Here is a 21308-nt window from a genome sequence, read left to right on the forward strand (position 1 = left end):
GGTGCTGGCGGTCACCGGGATATCGCGCTCCTTCGGAGGCGTCTACGCCGTCGACGACGTCACACTGAGCGTCGCGGACGGCGAGGTGTGCGGGATCATCGGGCCCAACGGCGCGGGCAAGTCCACGCTGTTCAACCTCGTCACCGGCCACCTGCTCGCCGACCGCGGCGAGATCGCCTTCCTCGGGCGCCGGGTCGAGCGGCTGGCGCCCCACAGCCGGGCCCGGCTCGGCATGTCCATCGTCTTCCAGGGCGCCCGGGTGTTCCGCGGTATGACGGTCAGGGAGAACGTCATGGTCGGGACGCACAGCCGTACCCGGGCCGGGTTCGTCTCGGCGGCGCTGCGGCTGCCACGGCATCGCGCCGACGAGCGGGAGATCGCCCGCGAGGCGGACCTCGCCCTCGACCGGGTGGGGCTGGCCGAGTGGGCGGACCGGCCCGCCGACCAGCTCCCGATCGGCCAGCAGCGCGCGCTGCAGCTGGCCCGCGCCCTGTGCGCGCGGCCCCGGCTGCTGCTGCTCGACGAGCCCGCCTCCGGGCTGCGCGGCGGCGAGCGCGAACGGCTCGCCGCCCTGGTCGAGGAGCTGCGCGCGAGCGGGCTGACCATCCTGCTCATCGAGCACGACGTCGCCTTCGTGACCCGGCTCGCCGACCGCGTCGTCGTCCTCGACCTCGGGCGGGTCATCGCGGACGGCTCCCCCGCCGAGGTGCGCGCGGACCCGCTCGTGCTCGCCGCCTATCTCGGACAGGCTTCATGATCGACGTCCGCGACCTGGTCGTCTCGTACGGCGCCGCCACCGCGCTCGATCACGTCACACTCTCGGTACGGCGCGGCGAGATGGTCGCGCTGCTCGGCCCGAACGGCGCGGGCAAGTCGACACTGGCCAACACCCTGGCGGGCCTGCTCACTCCGGCCTCCGGGACCGTGCGGATCGATGGCCGGCTGGCGCTCATCCCCGAGGGCCGCCAGGTGTTTCCGGATTTGTCGGTCGCCGACAATCTCGCCCTCGGCGGCTGGCGGTCCCGGCAGCGCGACCCGTCGTTCGTCTACCAGCTGCTGCCGCGGCTGGCCGAGCTGGCCGGCAGGCGGGCGGGCGTGTTGTCGGGCGGCGAACAGCAGATGGTGGCCTTCGGCCAGGCCCTGATGGCGCGGCCCGACGTGCTCGTGGTCGACGAGCTGTCGCTGGGGCTCGCCCCCCTGCCCACCGCCAAGCTGGCCGAACACCTGGTCGAGCTCAACCGTACGCATGGGCTGACGGTGCTGCTCATCGAGCAGAACGCGCGGCTGGCCTTCGAGCTGTGCCAGCGGGTCTACGTCTTGGAATCCGCGCGCGTGGTGGCCGAGGGCGAGTGCGCCGAGCTGGCCGACGACCCGCGCGTGGCGGGCGCGTACCTGGGCGGGGCGATCACATGAGCGCGTTCATCGGTTACCTGCTCAACGGCCTGGCCGTCGGATGCGCGATCGCGCTCATCGCCAGCGGGCTGGTCACCATCTACCGGGTCACCGGGGTGGTCAACTTCGCCCAGGGCACCTTCGCCGTCGTCGCCGGGCTCTGCACCTCCTCGCTGCTCGGGCTCGGGGTCCCCCACGGGGTCAGCGAGGTCGCCGCCGTCCTGGTCGCCGCGCTCGCGGGCCTGCTGACCGGCCTGGCCGCCACCGGCAAACGGGACACCACGCCTCTGTCATCGCTCATCGTCACGCTCGGCGTGGGCGTCCTCGCGTACGCCGTCGAGATCGTCCTGTGGGGTGACCAGCCGCGCTCGGCCCCCGGCCTGGCCGGCTCGGTGACCATCGCCGGGGCCCACGTTCAGACCCAGCACCTGCTCGTCATCGCCGTCACCGCGGCGACGTTCGTCCTGCTCGTCCTGTTCTTCGGCCGTACGTACCTGGGCAAGGCGCTGACGGCGTGCGCCTCCAACCCCTTCGCCGCCCGCGTCATCGGCATCGACACCCGGCTGATGGGCCTGCTCGCCTTCGCCCTGGGCGGGCTGCTCGGCGGCATCGCCGGCGTGCTGGTCACGCCGCTGCGGCCCATCTCGTTCGACACCGACGTCACGCTCATCGTCAACGGCTTCGCCGCCGCCGTGTTCGGCGCGCTCACCCGTCCCGGCGTCGCGCTCGGCGGCGCGCTGCTGCTCGGCGTCGCCGAGACGATGGCGGCGGGGTACGGCTACGGGTCTCACCAGCTGGAGGTCGCTCTGGGTCTCATGCTCGTCGTCATGGTCGTACAGGCGAGCCGCCGATCGACGATTCACCAGGAGACGGTGTGAAGCGGGCGGCCGCCGGGCTGCTGATCGCCGCCGTCACGCTCGTCCTGCCCGCCGTGCTCGACGACAGCTCGCTGGCCGTGTACATCCTGCTCGGCCTGGCGGCCATGGTCACGGTCGGGGTCTCCCTGCTCATGGGGTACGCCGGGCAGGTCTCCCTGGGCCAGGGCGCCTTCTACGCCATCGGCGCCTACACCGCCGCCCTGCTCGCGCTGAACGGCGTCCCGCCCCTGGCCGGGCTGATCGCCGCGCCCGTCGCGGCGGCGGCGTTCGCCCTCGTCATCGGTACGCCGCTGCTGCGGCTGCGCGGCCACCACCTGGCCTTCGCCACCCTGGCCATGCAGCTGATCCTGCTCTCCCTGGCCGGGCAGCTGGACTTCACCGGCGGCGACATCGGGCTGCAGGCCATCCCCCGGTTCGGCATCGGCTCGGTCGAGGCGGAGAGCGCGTCCGCGTACGCCTATCTGACGTGGGCGGGCCTGGCCCTGGTGATGCTCGTGACGCACAACGTGATCGCCTCCCGGCCCGGCCGGGCGCTGCGCGCCCTGGCCACCAGCGAGACCGCCGCCGCCTCCGCCGGGATCCCGGTCGGCCGCTACAAGCTCGTCGTGTTCGCGCTGTCGGCCGCCTTCGCCGGTCTGGCGGGTGGGATCTACTGCTTCTACACCGGGTACGTCGCGCCGGGGTCGTTCCCGGTGCTCATCTCGATCCAGTACATCGTCATGGCCGTCGTCGGCGGCCTGGGCACGATCTGGGGAGCCGTCGTCGGAGCCACCGCGATCACGCTGCTCGTGCAGGGGCTGGACCGGGTCGCGAACCTGCCGGGGATGCCGACGTACGCGCCGAGCGTGCTGTCGTACGCGGTCTACGCGCTCGTCCTCATCCTCGTCGTCCTCTTCATGCCCCGGGGGCTGCTGCCCACGTTCGCCCGGCGTAGTTCGCCGAATCCGCGCGGCAATTCCCGGTGAACTTGCCGATGAGGAATAGCGGTGAACCTGGATCGGGGGTCACTGCGTACTTCGTGGCAATCGACTTTCCGGAGACTTGCCATGAGGATCCGCTATTCGGCCATTGTCCTCGCGCTTTTCGGTGTCGCCGCGTGTAATGGCGGCGGCGAACCGGCGGCACCGGCGTTCGCGGGCGGCGCGACCGCGAATCCGCTGCCGGCCGGCGCGTCGGTCTCCCCTTCCGAGGCCAAGCGCATTTTCGACGGGTACGAGCGGGTGGCCGAGCAGGCGAGTTCGAGGGGCAAGGGCTGGGAGGCCGCGGAAGCCGGGCTCTCGCTGCAACTGACCAACGCCGACGCCCGGATGGACACGCTGCTCGGCGAGCGCAGGAGAGGCCGCGCCGGGGCCACCAAGACCCGGTTCGCGATCCCGGCGAGTGGCGACTGGTTCCTGGCCGAGTACAAAACCGGGTCGAACTGGACGCAACTGATCTTCCAGCAGACCACCGAAGGGTGGCGCGTGGTCTCCGCCTCCGCGACGCAGCCACCCGCCATCGCCAAGGACGGCAACGGCTACGCCACCGCGCTGAACGTGGACGAGCGCGGCGGCCTCGCCGTCTCACCCCGGCAGGCGGCCACGACGCACGCGCGCCTGATGAGCACACTCGGCGCGGACGCGGACGCCAAGCAGCTGTTCGCGGCCGGGGATTACACCACCAAACTCGTGGCGAGCCTGCGGAGTGACCGGCAAAAGGCGCAGGGCCAGTGGAATCTCAAATACCAGCCGCAACTCGCACCGGAGATCTTCGCCCTCAAGACATCGGCCGGCGGTGCCGTGGTCTGGTACGGCATGCGCGAACAGGACACCTTCACCGCCCGTCCCGGCACCGCGCAATTGGGGCTGTCACAGCCAGGTTGGAAGGCGCTGAGCCGCGGCGCGTTCTACAAATCCAAGGTCACCATGAAGAGCGGGGCCATTTACGTCGCCGTCATTCCTCCGTCGTCCGGAAAGGTGCGGGTGATCAGCCAGTGGTTCGCACCATTCCGCGTTAGCGGATCATGAGCGCATATGGCGGTAAATGTCCCGAGGGAAAGATTCGTTTACCAGCTCTTTACCGTGCGTAGTAGATCGCTTACTGTGTGTGCATCCGGCCTGGTCACGAGCCAGACAGCCCTCCGTACGATGAAAGGTGCACAGCATGCGCGCTCTCCCTCTCGTCGCTCGAACCGCCGCACTCGTCGCCGCGATCTTCCTGGCGGCACCGGCCCTCTCCGCGGCCGCCAATCCTCTCCCGCGACCCGCCGTCCTCGGCGGCCCGCCCGTGGACAAGCTCAGCGCCGTCTGCTTCAAGCTGCCGTACTTCGGTCCGAAGGGGCACGCCAACTTCGATTTCGGGCCGAAGGTCGTCCAACTGCTCAATGACCGGGGCGTCAAGGTGGAAGGAGTCGACCCGATCGAGGCCAAGCCCGGCAACAAGGGCGTCTACATGCCGATCGGCTGGCAGCAGGACCACATCGACCCCTGCAACGGCGTGTACTACCCGGGCGGCTTCACCCTCAACGACGTCAAGAGCGGCCACAAGGTGACGATCCACGACATCCGCCTGCGCGCTGACGGCACTCACGCCGAGGTGACGATCGACGGGGTCGAGCAGGGCGAGCAGCTCGTGGCGACGTACAAGCTGCACGAGTTCCTGCCGACCGTGGCCACGCCCCGCCCGCTGGAGGGCGGCGTCGGGCCGAAGTACTGGCCGTTCTACGTCAGCCCGTACCTCAGCACCACGGTCAAGGACATCACCGGCATCACCCTGAACGCGGGCGAGTACCTCGCCAACCTCGACGCGGTCGTCCAGTACGTGTGACGTAACAGTCCGGCACCCGCGGCGACGGAGAACCCCCTTCGTCGCCGCGGACCGGCCAGAACCGCGTACGAGACCATCCGCGAAGCGAGGGACATGATGCTGAACCTCATCGGCAGACGGCCGTGGCTCATGGCCGCCGCCGCCTCCACCGCCGTACTGACCGGCGCCGTGCTGCTCGGCCCGGCGATGAACGCCGTCACGGCGACCAGCCATTGGGACGCCCCGGGGACGTTCAAGGACAAGGTCATAGACGCCAGCGACCTGTACGCCTTCACCAGCCCGGACAAGCCAGACACGGTGACCATCGTCGCGAACTACATCCCCTTCCAGATCCCGTACAAGCCCTACCAGTTCGACACCAACGTCCAATACGACCTGCACATCGACAACACCGGCAGCGGCAAGGCGGCCATCACCTACCGCTGGACCTTCCGCAACAAAGGGCTCCCGGTGCCCTCGTTGCTGCGGCGCGAACGCCAGAAGGCCGGACCCGAATCCCTGGTGGAGCAGAGCTTCACGCTGACCAAGCTGCGGCCGGGCCAGCCCGACCAGACCCTGATCAGGGATGGTTACGTGGGCCCGTCCGACATGGGCATCCTGATCACGCCCGGCTACCAGAGACTGCGCCAGAAGGCCGTGATCGACCTGCCCGGCGGCGGAAAGGTCTTCACCGGGCAGGCCGCCGACCCCTTCTTCAGCGACAACAAGGCGGTGAACCTGCTCAGGTTCGGCATACCGTTCCCGCCGCTGGCCACCGGCGTGCCGATGAACGTCGACTCGCTCGCCATCCAGGTCCCCAAGTCCGAACTGGCCCTGGGCGGCGACCCCACGGCCAACCCGGTCGTCGGCGTGTGGACCACGGCCGCCCGCAAGTCCTTGAACGGCGAATACAAGCAGGTGTCGCGGCTGGGCAACCCCAACTTCAACGAGGTGCTCATCCCGTTCGCCTCGCGTGACCGCTTCAACGGCATGCGCCCGCAGGACGACGCCGGCAGCGGCCTGATCGTCGAGTCCACCCGGGACCCGGAGCAGGCCAGAACCGTCGAGCGGCAGGCCGGGGTCAAGGCGCCCGCCCCGCCGCGCGCGGACCTGGAGGAGATCTACCTCACCGGCCTGACCACCAAGCGGGGCGGCCCGCTGAAGGAAGACCTCAACTCGCAGCTGCTCAACCGGGACGCCTCCGGCTTCACGCCCACGGAGCAGTTGCGGCTCAACATGAGCACCCCCGTCACTGCCAAACCGCACAAGTACGGCTACCTCAAAGGCGACAAGCAGGGCTATCCCAACGGCCGCCGCCTCACCGACGACGTGGTCACCGTCAACCTCCGGATGCTCCTCGGCGAACCGGCGGCACCGGGCGCGCCCAATCTGATCGACGAGAACAACCCGGTCTTCCTCACCGCACCCATCACCGGCAGCTTCCCGTACGTCGCCCTGCCGGTGCACTAGACCGACAGCTCGTTCTGACTGACCGAGGACCGATGAGACGCGTACGGAAAGCGCTACCGCTGCTGGGCTGCGTGCTACTGGGCTGCGCCCTCCTGGCCTGGTTCGCCCCCGGCGCCTGGCTGCGCCGGGACGAAACGCCGCCCACCCCTCCGCGGCGAACGGCGTACGAACCGGCCGCGTTCATCGATCAGGCCCAGGACCACCTGCGCCGCCATCCCGGCGACACGCGGACCTGGGCCGACCTCGGCGGTGCGTACCTGGAGCAGGCCCGCCGCACCGGCGACCCGGCCTTCTACGGCAGGGCACAGGGGGCGTTCCAGCGCTCCCTGCCCGACATCGACGCCGTGATCGGGATGGGCGCCCTGGCCAACGCCCGCCACGACTTCGCCCTCGCGCTGCGCTGGGGCACGCGGGCGCGCACTGCCGCGCCGTACCGATGGCCGCTGTACGCCGTGCTCACCGACGCGTACGTGGAGCTCGGCCAGTACGTCAAGGCCGACCGGGTGCTCCGCCACCTGCTCGACGGCCGTCCGGACCTGGTCTCCTTCACCCGCGCCGCGCACCTGTTCCACCTGCGCGGGCAGAGCGCCCGTGCGCGCGAGGCCCTGGAACGGGCCCGCGACATCGCCTCCGACCCGGCCGACTACGCCTTCTGCGTGTGGCAGCTCGGGGAGCTCGCCTGGAGCGACGGCGACCCGCGCGCCGCCCTGTCCGCCTACACCGAGGCGCTGGCCGCCGACCCCTCGCACACCCCCTCCCTGGCCGGCAAGGCCCGGGCCGAGGCCGCGCTCGGGCGCCTCGCCGACGCGCGCCGCGACTACGCCGACGCAGTCACGCGCAGTCCCTCCTTCGTCGTGGAGTACGGCGAACTGCTCCAGCACCTCGGGGACCAGGCCGGAGCTCGGCGGATGTACGCGGTATTTCGCGCGCAGGTCAAGCTGCAGGCGGCGAACGGCGTAACGGACTCCCTCGCCGTCGGCCGATACGAGGCGGACCACGGCTCACCGGCCGTCGCCGTGCGGGAGCTGCGGGCGGAGTGGGGGCGGCGGCACAGCGTGGACGTGGCCGACGCGCTCGGCTGGGCCCTGCACCGGGCCGGGCGCCATGCTGAGGCCGCCCGGTACGCCGCTTACGCCGACCGGCTCGGCGGGCGGAACGCGCTGTTCGCCTACCACCGAGGGGAGATCTCCCGCGCCCTCGGCCGGACCTCTTCCGCTCACGACGAGCTGACCAGGGCACTGACCATCAACCCGTACTTCTCGCCGGACGGGCCGGCAAAGGCCCGCGCGGCACTGGGCGACGTGGGATTGGGCGGCGCCGGATTGGGCGGCGCGGCACCCCGTGGCCCGGCGAAGGCCCGTCCGGCGCTGGGCGGCGCGGCGTGATCGGCGTTGTCGCCGCTGCTGTGATCCTGGCCGCGCACCCGATGGGGAATCTGAGCGTCAACCACTACGACGGCCTGAGCGTGTTCCTCGACCGGATCGAGGACACGGCGATCATCGACAGCGCCGAGATCCCCACCCTGCAGCAGCGCCAGGGCGCCTCCGGGCCGCCCGACACCTATGCGGCGCGCGCCTGTGGGGAGCTGGCCGGCGCGGTGCGCGGACAGGCCGGTGATCGGCCGCTGGCCTGGCGGGTCACCAGCGCGTCCTTCGCCTATCGCCCCGGGGCCGCCGGGCTGCCCACCAGCAGGCTCACCTGCCGCCTGTCCGCCCCGCTACGCGTCGACCGGCCGCTCACTCTGACCTTCGCCAACCCCTACCGTGGCGAGGCCGTGGGCTGGCGGGAGATCACGGCGTCCGGCTCCGGTGTCCGGCTCAGCGCGTCCAGTGTGCCCACCCGCAGCGTGTCCGGTGAGCTGCACGCGTACCCGGTGGACCTGCTCAGCTCCCCGCTCGACGTCCGCCAGGCCCGCTTCACGGTGGAGCCGGGCAGCGGCGGTCTTGGAGCACCGGCCCGCGTGCCCGGTGCGGACGTGCTCACCCGCTACACCGGGCTGCTGGCCGACCGCCTCAACAGCCTGGTCGGGGCCGACCGGCTGACGGTCCCGCTCGGGCTGCTGGCCCTGCTCGTGTCGCTGGTCCTGGGTGCCGTCCATGCCGCACTGCCCGGCCACGGCAAGACCGTCATGGCCGCGTACCTGGCCGGGCGTGACGGCCGCGTGCGTGACGCGTTCGCCGTGGCCGCGACGGTGACGCTGACGCACACGGCCGGGGTGATCGTGCTGGGCGTGCTGCTGTCGGTCTCCGCCTCGATCGCCGGGGAGACGGTGCTGGGCTGGCTCGGGGTGATCAGCGGGCTGCTCATCGCGGCGATCGGCACCGCCCTGCTCCGCTCAGCCGTACGACCCGCAAGCCAGCACGGGCACGGACACGGGCACGGGCATTTCGCTCCGTCGGGGCGGGGTGTGGTCGGGTTGGGGGTCGCGGGCGGGCTGGTGCCGAGTCCGTCGGCCCTGGTGGTGCTGCTGGGAGCGATGGCGCTCGGGCGTACGGCGTTCGGGATCGTCACGGTCGTCTGTTATGGACTGGGCATGGCCCTGACCCTGCTCGCCGCGGCCGTCGCCGTCCGCCGCCTGGCCGACCTCACCCTGACGAAGCGGCTGTACAGGCTGCGTCCGTTCACGGCGACGATCACCGCCGTACTCGTCCTGCTCGTCGGCATCGGCATCGCCGCCCGCGCCCTGGCCTCCCTCCTCTGAGATGGCGCCGTTGGTCAGGTGGCGGTCGCCACCCGGCCTCCGAGATGGCGCCGCTGGTCAGGTGGCGGTGGCCACCCGGCCGACAGGGGTGAGCCGGTCGCGCCGGTCCAGCCGTCTGACGGCGGCCGCGGAGGCGAGGCCGGCGACGGCCAGCAACAGCCAGGGCAGAGCGGCCAGCCGCGTCGTACGGGCCGCGTCGAGCAGGGCGCCGGCGACCAGGTTGCCGGCCAGGATGCCCACGCCGGACGCCAGGTTGTAGATCCCGTAGTAGGTGCCGATCAACCGATCTCCCGCCATGTCGGCAATGGTGGCCATCTCGAAGGGAAAGGCCATCAGCGTGCCGACGGTGAGCAGAAGAGTGCAGGCGAGCACGGGCAGCATCGCCCACACCGGCGCCAGAGGCACGTGCGCCGCCACGGCCGGTGGCAGGAAGGCGAGCCCCATGAGCGCCAGACCGCGGCTGATCGCCTGGCCGCGACTCCAGCGCGCCGCGCACCAGGTGGTCAGGTGCACCTGCCCGGCGATGCCGAGCAGCGCGGAGAGGGCGTACAGGGCCATCACCCCTGCCTGACCGCCGCCGAAGCGCTGCACCTGCAGCGGCAGGGCCAGATACATCTGGTACGACAGCGCGTACGAGGCGATCATCGCCGCGGCGAAGGAGACGAATGCCCGGTTCCCGAACGCCGCGCGCCACTCGCGCAGCACCGGCTGGTGCTCTGCCGCCCGAGGGCGCCGGGCCGGAAGGCACGCGCCTTGCAGGACGGTCAGCACCGCGAAGATCGCCGCCGCGGACAGGCACACGGCCGGGAAGCCGACGCTCATCAGCGCGATGCCGGCCAGCGGGCCGAGCAGGATGCCCGCCTGGTAGAACACGTTGAACACGGCGAAGGCCGCCACCTTGCGCTCGCCGGCCTCGACGGCCAGGTAGGCGCGGGCCGCCGGGTTGAACAGCGCTCCGGCGAAGCCGGTCACGGCGGCTGCCGCGAGGAGCCAGGGCAGTGAGGTGGTCAGCCCGAACAGGGCGAACCCGATCGTACGCAGCGCGCACCCGGCCATGATCATCGGCTTGTAGCCGAGCCGGTCGGCCAGGGTGCCGCCGATCAGGAACATGCCTTGCTGGCTGAAGTTCCGCAGGCCCAGGACCAGCCCGATGGTCCAGGCCGCCAGGCCCGCGGCGGCCGACAAGTGCTGGGCGAGGTAGGGCATGAGCATGTAGAAGCCGAGGTTGATGCCCAGCTGGTTGATCTGCAGAAGTTGAATCGGCCGGTCGAAGGAGCGGAACTGCCGCAGCGCGCCGCTCATCGCGTTCCCGCCAGTGGGTCCATCACGTGGGCGCAACGCGTCCAGCGGTGTACCTCCCGCTCGCTCGGCGCCGGCAGGAGGTCCGGTTCCTCCGCCGGGGTCGTGTCGAGCAGGCCGTGCCGCTGGCAGTACTCGTCGTCGAAGATGGTGTTCCAGTATCGCCAGGGCCCGTCGGGGAAGATCGCGACGATGGTCTGACCGGAGGTGGTACGCGCCAGCCAGCGGGCCACCAGGGTGACCGCGCCGGTGCTCCAGCCACCCGAGATGTAATGCCGGGCGGCCAGGGCGCGGCACGCCCAGACCGCTTCGGCGGCGCTGACCCAGTGCACCTCGCTGAAGGCGTCGTAGGCGACGTTGCGCGGGTGGATGCTGGAGCCCAGGCCGCGCATCAGCCGGGGCCGGGCGGGCTGGCCGAAGATGGTGGAGCCGACCGTGTCGACGCCGATCAGTCTCAGCTGCGGGAAGTGGCGGCGCAGCACCTTGGAGATGCCCGCGCTGTGCCCGCCGGTGCCGACCGAGCACACCAGCACGTCGATGTGCGGCAGCTGGGCCAGCAGTTCGTGGGCGAGACCGGCGTAGGCGTCGACGTTGTCGGGGTTGTTGTACTGGTCGGGACAGTAGGAGCCGGGAAGGTCGGCGAGCAGGCGCTGCACGCGCTCCCGGCGGGCCTGCTGCCAGCCGCCGACCGGGTGCGGCTCGGTGACGATCTCAAGGCGGACGCCGTAGGAGGTCAGGAGCCGGCACATCAACGGCTCCATGCCGAGGTCGCCCACCAGCACGACCGGGTGGCCGAACACGATGCCGGCCAGAGCCAGGCCGAGCCCCAGGGTGCCGCTGGTCGATTCGATGATCGTCGCACCCGGTGCGAGCTCCCCCCGGGCTCGTGCCTGGCGCACCATGTGCAGGGCGGGCCGGTCCTTGATGCCGCCCGGGTTGAAGCCTTCGAGCTTGGCCCAGAATCCCCCTCCCCCCGGTACGAACGGCCCGGAAATGAACGCCAGCGGCGTATTGCCGACAGTGAGCGACAGAGTGGAATAGGCGGCCTCTTGCGGGCGCGCGAACATTGCTGGTGATGACATTGATAAAATCCCCGAAGAATACGCGAAATTCACGGCACAGCGATATGACCGCGAACTTGGGCGGGCAGTGGACGACGAAAGCAGACGCAGTCCTGGCCTATACGCGCATCACGCTTTCCTGATCGGGCCTGACCCCCCCGCCGATATCGGCCGGCGACGAGGCGGCCACGGCGGTCCGCGGTGCCGCCGGGCAGGGCAGCACGACCGCCGGCCCGGCCGGCAAGGTCGGCGCGCCGGTGGGATTGGTGGCTGAGCGGTCCTGCTCGGTTCCGTGTACATGGCCCACGGGCAGGTCACGATGCAGGCAGCGGACGCCGTGCGTGACCGGAGAGACCCCTCGGGCTGCCGGCTGAGCGCCGTGAGCGAACGCAGAAACCCCTCCGCCGGCCGGCTGAGCGCTGTGAGCGACCGGTTCCGACAGTTCCACGGCCGCGCACGCGCCGCCATGGGCGAACACCACGCTGAGGACCAAGGCGATCGCGAACACCGCGTGCGTCAGCAGCCGGCCGGTGCCACGGGCGGCCGGTCGGCGCGAACGGAGCGTTCGTGTCGCAAGCATCACCGGTGATAGTGCCCGAAAGGCAGCCGGACGCGCCCCGCAATAGCAATGCTTCCGGTAAAGCTCGTGCCGTCATCCGGTTTCGCGGGCGCGTCGATGGCCCGCTCACCGACATGGGGGAAAGAGCGTCCTACCGTACGGCCATTTCTCCCGTACCGCGATTTACGGTGGACATTCGCGCCTCGCGTGAATCGCGCGGATATCAGGTGGAGTCCCTCATGACCCTGTCCCGACGCCGGATCCTCGCCGGGCTCGGCGCGCTGGCCGCCGGCGCCGCGACCCGCCCAGCTGTGACGCCCTCGGTCCCGGCCACGACCCGCCCCGCCCCAGCCGTGACTCCCCCAGTCCCGGCCGTCACGCCTTCAGCCCCGGCGGTGACGTGCCCAGCCCCAGCCCCGGCGGAGGCGCTGACCGTACCCGGCGGCGGTCTGACCCCCGAGCAGCTGGCCCAGGACGAGGCTTTCTGGGCCACCGTCGCCCGCCAGTTCCAGGTGAGCGCCGACTTCGTCAACCTGGAGAACGGCTACTACGGCATCATGCCCGAGCCGGTCCGGCTGGCGTACCACCGCAACATCGACCAGCTCAACGAGCGCAGCTCCCACCTGCTGCGCACCGCGTACAAGCCGCGAGCCGACCAGATCCGCGACCGCATCGCCACGCTGCTCGGCGTCACCAGGGACGAGATCGCACTGACCCGAGGCGGCACCGAGGCGCTGCAGAGCCTGATCTCCGGCTACCGCCGCCTGCGCCCGGGCGACGGCATCATGTACGCCGACCTGGACTACCACAGCGCCCAGTACGCGATGAACTGGCTCCAAGCCCGGCGCGGCGTCCACCTCGCGCGGATCGTCATCCCCGAGCCTCCCACCCGTCAGGCGGTGCTGGAGGTCTACGAGCGCGCGCTACGTGAGCACCCGAAGGTGAGACTGCTGCTGCTCAGCCACATGAACAACCGCACCGGCCTGGTCACGCCGGTGCGCCAGATCGTCGCCATGGCCCGCCAGTACGGCGTCGACGTCATCGTCGACGCCGCCCACTCCTGGGGGCAGCTCGACTTCACCCTGCCCGACTTCGACGCCGACTTCGCCGCCTTCTCCCTGCACAAGTGGATGAACGTACCGCTGGGGGCCGGATTCCTCTACATCCGTGCCCAGCGCCTGGCCGACATCGACCCCCTCTACGCCGACGAGACCTATCCGGCCACCGACATCCGCTCCCGCGTGCACTCCGGCACCATGAACGTCGCCCCCTTCCTCACCGCCGACACCGCCCTGGACTTCCACGACACCCTCGGCGCCAAGGTCAAGCAGGCCCGGCTGCGCTTCCTGCGCGATCGCTGGGTCCACCAGCTGCGCGACCTCCCCACCGTGCAGATACTCACGCCGGACGAGCCCGACATGTACGGCGCCATCACCGCCATGCGACTGCGCCGCCGTACCTCTGAAGCCGACAACCAGGCCGTCGCCGACGAGCTCATGACCCGGCACCGGATCTTCACCGTCGCCCGCACCGGGATCACCGGCGGCGCCGCCGTACGCGTCACCCCGGCCCTGTTCACCTCCGCCGACGATGTGGACCGGCTCGCCACCGCACTGCGCGACATCGCCCGCAGAGAGGCGTGATCGGGCCCTGCTCCAGACCGCCGCCGCCCTTCGGAGACCGCCTAGGGGATCAGCGGAAGCTCAGCTCGTACTCGACCTGCTCGATCGGATTGCCGTCACCGAAATCATGCTTGCGGGCCGCACCCGACTCGGTGAAGCCGCTCTTGGCGTAGAAGCGGCGTGACTGGGGTGTGTCGCGCAGCGTCCACAGATGTACCCCGCTGAAGCCCTCCTCGCGCAGCCTGGTCAAGGAGGCGGCGATCAGGGCACCCGCGCTGCCGGTGCCCCACCCGTCCGGGTGGCTGTAGAAGCCGAAGATCTCCGCGTCTCCTGGGCGCGTCGGCGAGGGACCGAAGTAGGAGAAGGTCAGCGGCCGTCCATCCAGGGCGGCGAGCAGGATGGTGCCTTGCCCGTCCGCGAGCGTGTCGTGCCACTTCTCGCGCCGGCTCCGTACGGCTTCGGCGAAGTACTCCGGGTCGAAGAAGCCTTCGTAGGCCACCTTCCAGGACTCCGCGTGGATCTCCCCCACCACGTCTCCGTCATCCGTGGTGGCCTGAAATGTCGAGATACCTTCTGCCATGAGGTGATTCTTTCATTTTGGGCCTGCCGTCACCGCCCGAGACCACGGCGATCCCGGTGCAGGCGGCGCCCGCCCGGCTCGCTGGACCAAGCTGGCGGGCAGGCGCCGCGGTCATGGGTCAGGCGCCGCGGACGGCCTCGAAGCGCGAGATGACGTCGGTCCAGTTGATCAGGTCCCAGAGCTTCTCGACGTAGTCCGGGCGCACGTTGCGGTACTGCAGGTAGTACGCGTGCTCCCAGGCGTCGAAGACCAGCAGCGGAGTGGTGTTCATGCCGACGTTACCGTGGTGGTCGTAGACCTGTTCGACCACCAGCCGACGCCCCAGCGGCTCCCAGGCCAGCACGCCCCAGCCCGAGCCCTGCACGGTCGCGGTGGCCGTGGTGAGCTGCTTGGCGAAGGCGTCGAAGGAGCCGAAGTGCTCGTCGATGGCCGCGCCCAGCTCGCCGTCAGGGCGGTCGCCGCCGTCCGGGGACAGGTTCTGCCAGAAGATCGTGTGCAGCACGTGGCCGGACAGATTGAAGGCGAAGGTCTTCTCCAAGCCGACCAGGCCGCCGTACTCGCCCTTGTCCCGGGCCTCGGCCAGCTTCTCCAGGGTGTCGTTGGCGCCCTTGACGTAGGCGGCGTGGTGCTTGGCGTGGTGCAACTCCAGGATCTCCCCGGTGATCGCGGGCTCCAGCGCCGCGTAGTCGTAGGGCATGTCCGGAAGGGTGTAGTCCCCCATGTCTGGCTCCTCTACGGTCGCTAATGCACATAACTCGCAACAACGATATATGTGCAACTAAGCGAGAGAGGAGTCGCCCCACCCATGGCACGACAGCGACGGGCGGCGAGCCCGCGCGGCTACAGGTCGCCGCGCCGCCACCGCCCTATCTCGGCCTCCAGCGCCTGCTCGTCCAAGCGGGACACCGACACGTTCTGGGCCCACGCCGCCAGCAGCCGCGCGAGCTCCGCGTCCCCATGGTCGGCCTTGCCGTGGACGTGGAACCACGTGATCAGCGGCGCCGCGTGCGGCGCATCCTCATCGCAGGCAGGGCAGAGCACGACCCCGGTACGGCCGTGCACCCACCCTCCGCCTGCGTTGGCCCAGCCGTACGGTACCCGCGCCGACAGCAGCGCTTCGCCTTCGCAGCGCGGGCACGTGGGCGGCTCCGCGGTCGAGACGACCTCGATCCGCCGTTGGGTCACAGCATGATGGCTTCCGGTCCGAACAGCTGCTTCACGTCCGCGGCGAAGCTGGGTTCGGCGTTGACCGAGAACTCCGGCAGAGCGCACACCAGGGTCTTCCCGCTCAGCCGCTGCACGTTGATCCGCAGTGGCACGCTGCCCTGGTGCAGCTTCAGTACGTTACGGAGCTCTTCCACGGTTTGCTGCGTGAGGCGTTCCTCGCGGACCTGGATGGTGACGGGATGCCCGGAATCGCTGGTGATGCCGGACACGTCGAGCGGGGTGAGATCTTGCGCGAAGACGCTGATGGCGCCGTCCCGGTTGTTGATCTGGCCGCCGACCGACACCACGACGTCGCCGCGTAGCTCCGGGGCGTACAGCTCGTAGCTCTTGGGGAAGAACAGGCACTCGATGGCCGCGTCCATGTCCTCGACCGTGACGATCGCCCACACGTTGCCGGCCTTGTTGACCCGCTTGTCGACCTTGGTGATGAGGCCGCACACCCGTACGTCGCCGCGGTCGTCACGGCCGCTTTCGAGGAGTTCGGCGATGGTGGTGTCGCGGTTGCGGGCCAGCAGCCGCTCCGTGCCCGCCAACGGGTGGTCCGACACGTACAGGCCGAGCATCTCCCGCTCGAAGTCCAGCAGCGTCTTCTTGTCCCACTCCATGTCGGGAATCTGTACGGAGAACGCCGCCTCGCCCTCGTCGTCGCTCGGGCCGCCGAACAGGGAGTCCTGGCCGTGGGCCTCGTTCTTCTTGATGTCGATGACCGAATCGACCGCCTGCTCGTGCACCATGAGCAGGGCCTTGCGCTGGTGGCCGAGCGAGTCGAAGGCGCCCGCCTTGATCAGCGATTCGATGACTCGCTTGTTGCAGGCCGTCAACGGCACCTTGCTGAGGAAGTCGTTGAAGTGCTCGTAGCGGCCCTTCTCGGCGCGGGCCTTGACGATGCCCTCCACCACGTTCTCCCCGACGTTACGGACGGCACCCATGCCGAAGCGCACCTGGGTGTCACCGACGGCGACGAAGTCGAGCTGGCTGTCGTTCACGTCCGGCGGCAGGACCTGGATGCCCATCTTGCGGCATTCGGCGAGGTAGACGCCGGCCTTGTCCTTGTCGTCGCCCACGGAGGTGAGCAGGGCGGCCATGTACTCGGCGGGGTAGTTGGCCTTCAGGTAGGCGGTCCAGTAAGCGACCAGACCGTATCCGGCGGTGTGGGACTTGTTGAAGGCGTATCCGGAGAACGGCAGCATGACGTCCCAGAGCGCCTGGATCGCCTCGTCGCTGTAGTTGTTGGCGCGCATGCCCGCCTGGAAGTTGGCGTACTCGGCGTCCAGGATCTCCTTCTTCTTCTTACCCATGGCGCGGCGCAGCAGGTCGGCGCCGCCCAGCGTGTAGCCGGCCAGCTCCCGGGCCACGGCCATGATCTGCTCCTGGTAGACGAGCAGGTGGAAGGTGGGGCCGAGGATGGGTTCGAGCGCTTCCTTGAGCTCGGGGTGGATGGGCTCGATGTCCTGGCGGGCGTTCTTGCGGTGCGCGTAGTTGGTGTGCGCGTTGGCGGCCATCGGGCCCGGCCGGTAGAGGGCGAGCACTGCGGCGATGTCCTCGAACCGGGTGGGCTCCATCAGTCGCAGCAGCTGCCGCATCGGGCCGCCGTCGAGCTGGAAGACGCCCAGGGTGTCGCCGCGGGCCAGCAGCTCGTACGTGGTCTTGTCATCGAGGGGAAGCGTCAGCGTGTCGAGTTCCACACCCCGGTTCTGCTTGATGATCTTGATGGCGTGGTCGATGATGCCCAGGTTGCGCAGGCCCAAGAAGTCCATCTTGATCAGGCCCATGTCTTCACAGCTCGGGTAGTCGAACCCGGTGATGATCACCTTGTCCTTGTCCCGCATGTGCATGGGGATCAGGTCCAGCAGGGGCGCCGAGGACAGGATGACCGCCGCCGCGTGCACGCCCGTGCCGCGGATCAGACCCTCGATGCCGCGGCCGGTGTCGATCACCTTGCGCACATCCTGGTCGTTCTCGTACAGGGCGCGGATCTCGGCGCCTTCGATGTAACGGGGGTGACTCTCGTTGAACATGTCCGCCAGCGGGACGCCCTTGCCCATGACGTCCGGCGGCATCGCCTTGGTGATCTTGTCACCCATCACGAACGGGTAGCCGAGGATGCGGGAGGCGTCCTTGACGGCGGCCTTCGCCTTGATCGTGCCGAACGTGTTGACCTGCGCGGTGGCCTCGCTGCCGTACTTCTGGGTCACGTACTGGACCATGCGGTCGCGCTGGCGGTCGTCGAAGTCGAGGTCGATGTCGGGCGGGCTGATGCGCTCGGGGTTCAGGAACCGCTCGAACAGCAGGCCGTGCTCCAGCGGGTCGAGCTCGGTGATGCGCGTCGCGTAGGCGACGATCGAGCCGGTGGCGCTACCACGGCCGGGCCCCACCGCGATGCCGTTGTCGCGGGCATGCCGGCAGATGTCGGCGACGACCAGGAAGTAGGAGGAGAAACCGAGCGGGCCGATGACCTTCATCTCGGTCTCGTAGCGCTCCATGACCTCGGCGGGGACCGGGGTGCCGTAACGCATCTCCAGGCCGCGTTCGACCTCCTTGCGCAGCCAGGACTCCTGCGTCTCGCCCTCGGGGACGTCCGGGTATTGGGGCATCCGGTCCACGTACGCGAACACGTCGCTGTAGTCGCCGACCATCTCGGCCACGAGCAGCGTGTTGTCGCACGCTTCGGGCAGATCGGCGAACAGCCTGCGCATCTCGTCGGCGCTCTTGAGGTAGTAGCCCGACCCGTTGAACCGGAAGCGGTTGGGGTCGTCCTTGTTCTTGCCCACGCCGACGCACAGGAGGCTGTCGTGCGCGTCGGCCTGGTCCTCAGTCACATAGTGGCTGTCGTTGGTGACCAGCAGCGGGATGTCGAGCTGCTTGGCCAGCCGCAGCAGGTCGGCCCGGACCTCCCGCTCGATGTCGATGCCGTGGTCCATCAGCTCCAGGAAGTAGTTCTCCTTGCCGAAGATCTCCTGGTATTCGCCGGCGACCCTGACCGCCTCGTCGTACTGGCCGAGCCGGATCCGGGTCTGCACCGCACCGGACGGGCAGCCGGTGGTGGCGATGATGCCGTTGGCGTATTGGGAGATCAGGTCCTGGTCCATCCGGGGCTTGGAGTAGTAGCCCTCGAACGAGGCCAAGGACGACAACTTGAACAGATTGCGCAGTCCGTTCGCGTCCTTGGCCCACATGGTCATGTGGGTGAACCGGCCACCGCCGGAGACGTCCTTGCCGCCTTCGCCGTCCGCCACACCGGTCTCGGCTCGCGACCCCCAGAAGACCGGCTTCTTCACGAACCGGTTCTCCGGCGCCACGTAGGCCTCGATGCCGATGATGGGCTTGACGGGGCTGTCCTTGGCCACCTTCTGGAACTCGTACGCGCCGAACATGTTGCCGTGATCGGACATCGCGATCGCCGGCATCTCGAGGCGGGCGGCCTCCTTGAACAGCGGCTTCATCTTCGCCGCCCCGTCAAGCATGCTGTACTCAGTGTGGACGTGCAGATGTACGAAGGACTTGCTCACCCGTTCCCCTAACCTTGCCCCGGCCCGACTGCACGCATGAGCCTATTCCGTCCCGCGAGGCTGTTGGAGCATCGAACCGAAGGGGCAGACACCCTGTTGCCGGGGTCTTGCCAGAGTGCAATGCGGCTACCGGAAGGTCAGCCCTTTCCGTTGGCGGCGCACCAGCCGGACCAGGTGGTGGCACCCTTGCCCAGCTGCTTGTTGTAGAAGGAGCTCCAGGAGTTCTCGCTCGGGCCGGGCGCGGTGGGAGCGGCCTTGAAGAGCGGGTACGCGGTGTCGACCTCCGCCCGCAGCCACGGCTCGACGTCCAGGTAGGAATCCAGCGACCAGCTGCGGGCGTGGTAGGTCAGCTGCCCGCGAACGCCGGTCTCCGGCAGGCACATGAACGGCGCCCACGGGCTCGTCCTGGCCCAGCTGATCTTGGTGTCCATCGCGCCCTTGGGGATGCTGCCCGCGACCGTACGGGCCGCGACCTCGCGATCGTCGACGTAGAAGTCGAACATCTCCTGGGCCGCGTAGACGCCGTTCACCAGGCCGAACTGCTCGCCCAGCGTGGCCCCGAAGTCGGTACGTACCGGGATGTCGCTGGTCCACTCGGTCTCGTCGTGCATCTGCCGCAGGGGCGGGCCGACGTAGGAGGAGGTGACGTTGAACGGGCCGAAGTTCACCGTGTCGTTGTTGATCGGGACGACCGGGTAGGTGCGCTGGTCGATCGGGTTCTTCCACTCCCGCAGGATCTTCGTGGGGTCGGTGGGGTCGGTGTAGAAGACGATCTCGCGGGAGAGCTGGTAGAGCTGCGTGGTGCCGGGCACCCGGTACAGCCGCCGGATGTTGTAGCCCTCGATGTTGAACAGTTTCTGGCCATGGCGCAGCTGCGGGTCGTAGGCGTTGCCCTCGATGTTGGCGTAGACGGCCCCTGAGATCCGGAAGACCATGTCCTTTCCGTCCGGCCGCCCATTGGTCTGCAGGGACAGCAGCCCGCTCTTGTCCGTAACCGTCTTGTAGACCGGTCCCGGATATGTCGGATCCTCTGTCTGCTGGTCCGCCGCTGCTCCAGGGATGGCGACGCACACGAACAGCGCGGCGAGGGCCGCGGACAGGGTTAAGCCACGACGCTTGGACAAGGGTGCTCCTGGGATGCCGAGGGTGACAGTGATCAGGCTGATCATCCCAGGCCGCTGTTCGTGATCATTCCGCGCTTCCCGGCGGTAAGAAATCTGACCACAATTCTTCGACATAACTCGCAGGTACGGGAGGCCAGGTGTCGAGCAGCGTGCTGACCCACGAATTCCACGTGGACGCCACACCGGAGAAGGTGTTCGAGCACCTGACGACGCCGGAGAGCTACATCGGTCTGTCCCCCCTCGTGGTGGCCGTCAGCGATGTGGACCGCTCGGAGCCCGACGTGATCCGGTACAGGGCCGTCGAGCGTTTCCGATTTTTACGGATCTTCACGTACGACAACGCGATCGACGTGGCCCTGCACACCGACGGCCTGTCCGTCCACGGCGAGGTGCGGAGCCCGGGACGCATACGCATGGCCTACCGCTTCGACCTTGAGCCGGACGGCACCGGTACCCGGATGAGCGATCGGCTCGACCTGACGGCGCCATGGCTCCTGGCCGGGTTCGCGGCCGGCCAGGCGCGCAATGTCCAGCTCGCCCGCGCTCGGATCCTGGCAGCGCGGCTGTCTCGTAGGTAGGCCCTCAGCTGTCAGGCGCAGGTGTATCCGGACGGTAGTGCGGTGTTGCCGTTCGGGCGGGTCGCCTGGAAGCCGACGCTGGTGATGCCGGCTCCGGGGGCGAGGGTGCCGTTGTGGGCGACGTTTCTGATGGTCACGGTCTGTCCGCTGACGGTGAGGGTGCCGTTCCACGAGCCGGTCACCGTGTGCCCGGCCGGCAGTGTGAAGCGGTAGGTGGTGCTCGGGGTCAGGCCGGTGTCGCTGCGTTGCCCGTCTTCAGCAGGAACTTTTGGTTGTTCTGCTGCAACGGGGCCCGCCATTCAGGTCTGTTGGCGCAGTGGTTGCCATCCTGAATGTCGGACCAGTAGGTGATGTTGTTTCCCGCGCCGAGCGCGCTCCCCGACTCGATCGGTATGGTCAGAGCGATGCGCTGATCGAAGGCGCCGATCACGAAGGCGCTTTCGGAGATCGACCGCCTATGCAGCCGTGCAACCTGGGATGACATTCACCCCGCAGCCGAAAATTTCGGAAATTAGCTGAAATGG

General features: G+C 69.3%; 21 protein-coding genes. 11 read left to right on the forward strand and 10 right to left on the reverse strand.

Going from position 1 to position 21308, the window contains the following annotated elements; translation table 11 throughout:
- The first annotated feature begins 1 nt into the window (after position 1).
- From ACGFJ2_RS31665 to ACGFJ2_RS31705, 9 genes are all read left to right on the forward strand, one after another.
- Complete coding sequence (locus tag ACGFJ2_RS31665) at positions 2-757, forward strand: ABC transporter ATP-binding protein (protein WP_358202208.1); 756 nt, start codon at positions 2-4, stop codon at positions 755-757.
- A complete protein-coding gene (locus tag ACGFJ2_RS31670; protein WP_393474472.1) occupies positions 754-1413 on the forward strand; it encodes an ABC transporter ATP-binding protein in 660 nt (219 codons plus the stop codon). The genes ACGFJ2_RS31665 and ACGFJ2_RS31670 overlap by 4 nt, the downstream gene beginning before the upstream one ends.
- Positions 1410-2270, forward strand: coding sequence for a branched-chain amino acid ABC transporter permease (locus tag ACGFJ2_RS31675; protein ID WP_357959742.1), 861 nt, complete (start codon positions 1410-1412; stop codon positions 2268-2270). Before ACGFJ2_RS31670 ends, ACGFJ2_RS31675 begins: the two co-directional genes overlap by 4 nt.
- Complete coding sequence (locus ACGFJ2_RS31680; protein WP_358554584.1) at positions 2267-3235, forward strand: branched-chain amino acid ABC transporter permease; 969 nt, start codon at positions 2267-2269, stop codon at positions 3233-3235. Before ACGFJ2_RS31675 ends, ACGFJ2_RS31680 begins: the two co-directional genes overlap by 4 nt.
- A gap of 21 nt (positions 3236-3256) precedes the next feature.
- Positions 3257-4276 carry a hypothetical protein gene (locus tag ACGFJ2_RS31685; RefSeq protein WP_393474476.1) on the forward strand — a complete coding sequence of 340 codons (1020 nt, stop codon included), beginning with the start codon at positions 3257-3259 and terminating at the stop codon, positions 4274-4276.
- 136 nt (positions 4277-4412) lie between these two features.
- On the forward strand, positions 4413-5075 hold the full coding sequence (locus tag ACGFJ2_RS31690) for a hypothetical protein (protein WP_393474479.1): 663 nt from the start codon (positions 4413-4415) through the stop codon (positions 5073-5075).
- A 93-nt stretch (positions 5076-5168) separates the two neighbouring features.
- Positions 5169-6524, forward strand: coding sequence for a DUF4331 domain-containing protein (locus ACGFJ2_RS31695; protein WP_357959730.1), 1356 nt, complete (start codon positions 5169-5171; stop codon positions 6522-6524).
- 32 nt (positions 6525-6556) lie between these two features.
- On the forward strand, positions 6557-7909 hold the full coding sequence (locus ACGFJ2_RS31700) for a tetratricopeptide repeat protein (RefSeq protein WP_393474482.1): 1353 nt from the start codon (positions 6557-6559) through the stop codon (positions 7907-7909).
- The gene (locus ACGFJ2_RS31705) at positions 7906-9225 is read left to right on the forward strand and encodes a High-affinity nickel-transporter (protein ID WP_393474485.1); all 1320 of its coding nucleotides are present in this window, start codon (positions 7906-7908) and stop codon (positions 9223-9225) included. Before ACGFJ2_RS31700 ends, ACGFJ2_RS31705 begins: the two co-directional genes overlap by 4 nt.
- Before the next feature lie 57 nt (positions 9226-9282).
- On the opposite strand, the gene ACGFJ2_RS31710 is transcribed toward ACGFJ2_RS31705, so the two are convergent.
- From ACGFJ2_RS31710 to ACGFJ2_RS31720, 3 genes are all read right to left on the reverse strand, one after another.
- Complete coding sequence (locus ACGFJ2_RS31710) at positions 9283-10527, reverse strand: MFS transporter (RefSeq protein WP_393474488.1); 1245 nt, start codon at positions 10525-10527, stop codon at positions 9283-9285.
- The gene (locus ACGFJ2_RS31715; protein WP_393474491.1) at positions 10524-11606 is read right to left on the reverse strand and encodes a PLP-dependent cysteine synthase family protein; all 1083 of its coding nucleotides are present in this window, start codon (positions 11604-11606) and stop codon (positions 10524-10526) included. The genes ACGFJ2_RS31710 and ACGFJ2_RS31715 overlap by 4 nt, the downstream gene beginning before the upstream one ends.
- Before the next feature lie 97 nt (positions 11607-11703).
- Positions 11704-12165: a hypothetical protein gene (locus ACGFJ2_RS31720; RefSeq protein WP_393474494.1), complete on the reverse strand. Its 462-nt coding sequence runs from the start codon at positions 12163-12165 to the stop codon at positions 11704-11706.
- A gap of 218 nt (positions 12166-12383) precedes the next feature.
- On the opposite strand from ACGFJ2_RS31720, the gene ACGFJ2_RS31725 reads away from it, so the two are divergent.
- A complete protein-coding gene (locus ACGFJ2_RS31725) occupies positions 12384-13787 on the forward strand; it encodes an aminotransferase class V-fold PLP-dependent enzyme (protein WP_393474497.1) in 1404 nt (467 codons plus the stop codon).
- A 49-nt stretch (positions 13788-13836) separates the two neighbouring features.
- On the opposite strand, the gene ACGFJ2_RS31730 is transcribed toward ACGFJ2_RS31725, so the two are convergent.
- The 5 genes from ACGFJ2_RS31730 to ACGFJ2_RS31750 form a co-directional block, all read right to left on the reverse strand.
- Entirely contained in the window at positions 13837-14346 is a 510-nt protein-coding gene (locus tag ACGFJ2_RS31730; RefSeq protein ID WP_393474500.1) for a GNAT family N-acetyltransferase, read from the reverse strand.
- 118 nt (positions 14347-14464) lie between these two features.
- Positions 14465-15067: a superoxide dismutase gene (locus ACGFJ2_RS31735; protein WP_357959710.1), complete on the reverse strand. Its 603-nt coding sequence runs from the start codon at positions 15065-15067 to the stop codon at positions 14465-14467.
- Between the two features lie 119 nt (positions 15068-15186).
- Positions 15187-15531, reverse strand: a complete 345-nt coding sequence (locus ACGFJ2_RS31740) for a DUF6300 family protein (protein WP_393474503.1) — start codon at positions 15529-15531, stop codon at positions 15187-15189.
- Positions 15528-19082 carry a DNA polymerase III subunit alpha gene (dnaE, locus tag ACGFJ2_RS31745; protein WP_357959704.1) on the reverse strand — a complete coding sequence of 1185 codons (3555 nt, stop codon included), beginning with the start codon at positions 19080-19082 and terminating at the stop codon, positions 15528-15530. The genes ACGFJ2_RS31740 and dnaE overlap by 4 nt, the downstream gene beginning before the upstream one ends.
- Before the next feature lie 137 nt (positions 19083-19219).
- On the reverse strand, positions 19220-20206 hold the full coding sequence (locus ACGFJ2_RS31750) for a DUF1838 family protein (RefSeq protein ID WP_357959702.1): 987 nt from the start codon (positions 20204-20206) through the stop codon (positions 19220-19222).
- A 137-nt stretch (positions 20207-20343) separates the two neighbouring features.
- Here ACGFJ2_RS31750 and ACGFJ2_RS31755 point away from each other — a divergent pair, with 137 nt between their 5' ends.
- Complete coding sequence (locus ACGFJ2_RS31755; protein WP_364008259.1) at positions 20344-20784, forward strand: SRPBCC family protein; 441 nt, start codon at positions 20344-20346, stop codon at positions 20782-20784.
- A gap of 11 nt (positions 20785-20795) precedes the next feature.
- Here the strand turns inward: ACGFJ2_RS31755 and ACGFJ2_RS31760 are convergent, their stop codons facing one another.
- Both ACGFJ2_RS31760 and ACGFJ2_RS31765 read right to left on the reverse strand, forming a co-directional pair.
- On the reverse strand, positions 20796-21083 hold the full coding sequence (locus ACGFJ2_RS31760) for a cellulose binding domain-containing protein (RefSeq protein ID WP_393474507.1): 288 nt from the start codon (positions 21081-21083) through the stop codon (positions 20796-20798).
- Complete coding sequence (locus tag ACGFJ2_RS31765) at positions 21011-21268, reverse strand: hypothetical protein (RefSeq protein WP_393474510.1); 258 nt, start codon at positions 21266-21268, stop codon at positions 21011-21013. The genes ACGFJ2_RS31760 and ACGFJ2_RS31765 overlap by 73 nt, the downstream gene beginning before the upstream one ends.
- Between the last annotated feature and the right edge of the window lie 40 nt (positions 21269-21308).

Origin of the sequence: Nonomuraea sp. NPDC049028 (assembly GCF_043197735.1) — a bacterium.
In the GTDB taxonomy this organism is placed as follows: domain Bacteria; phylum Actinomycetota; class Actinomycetes; order Streptosporangiales; family Streptosporangiaceae; genus Nonomuraea.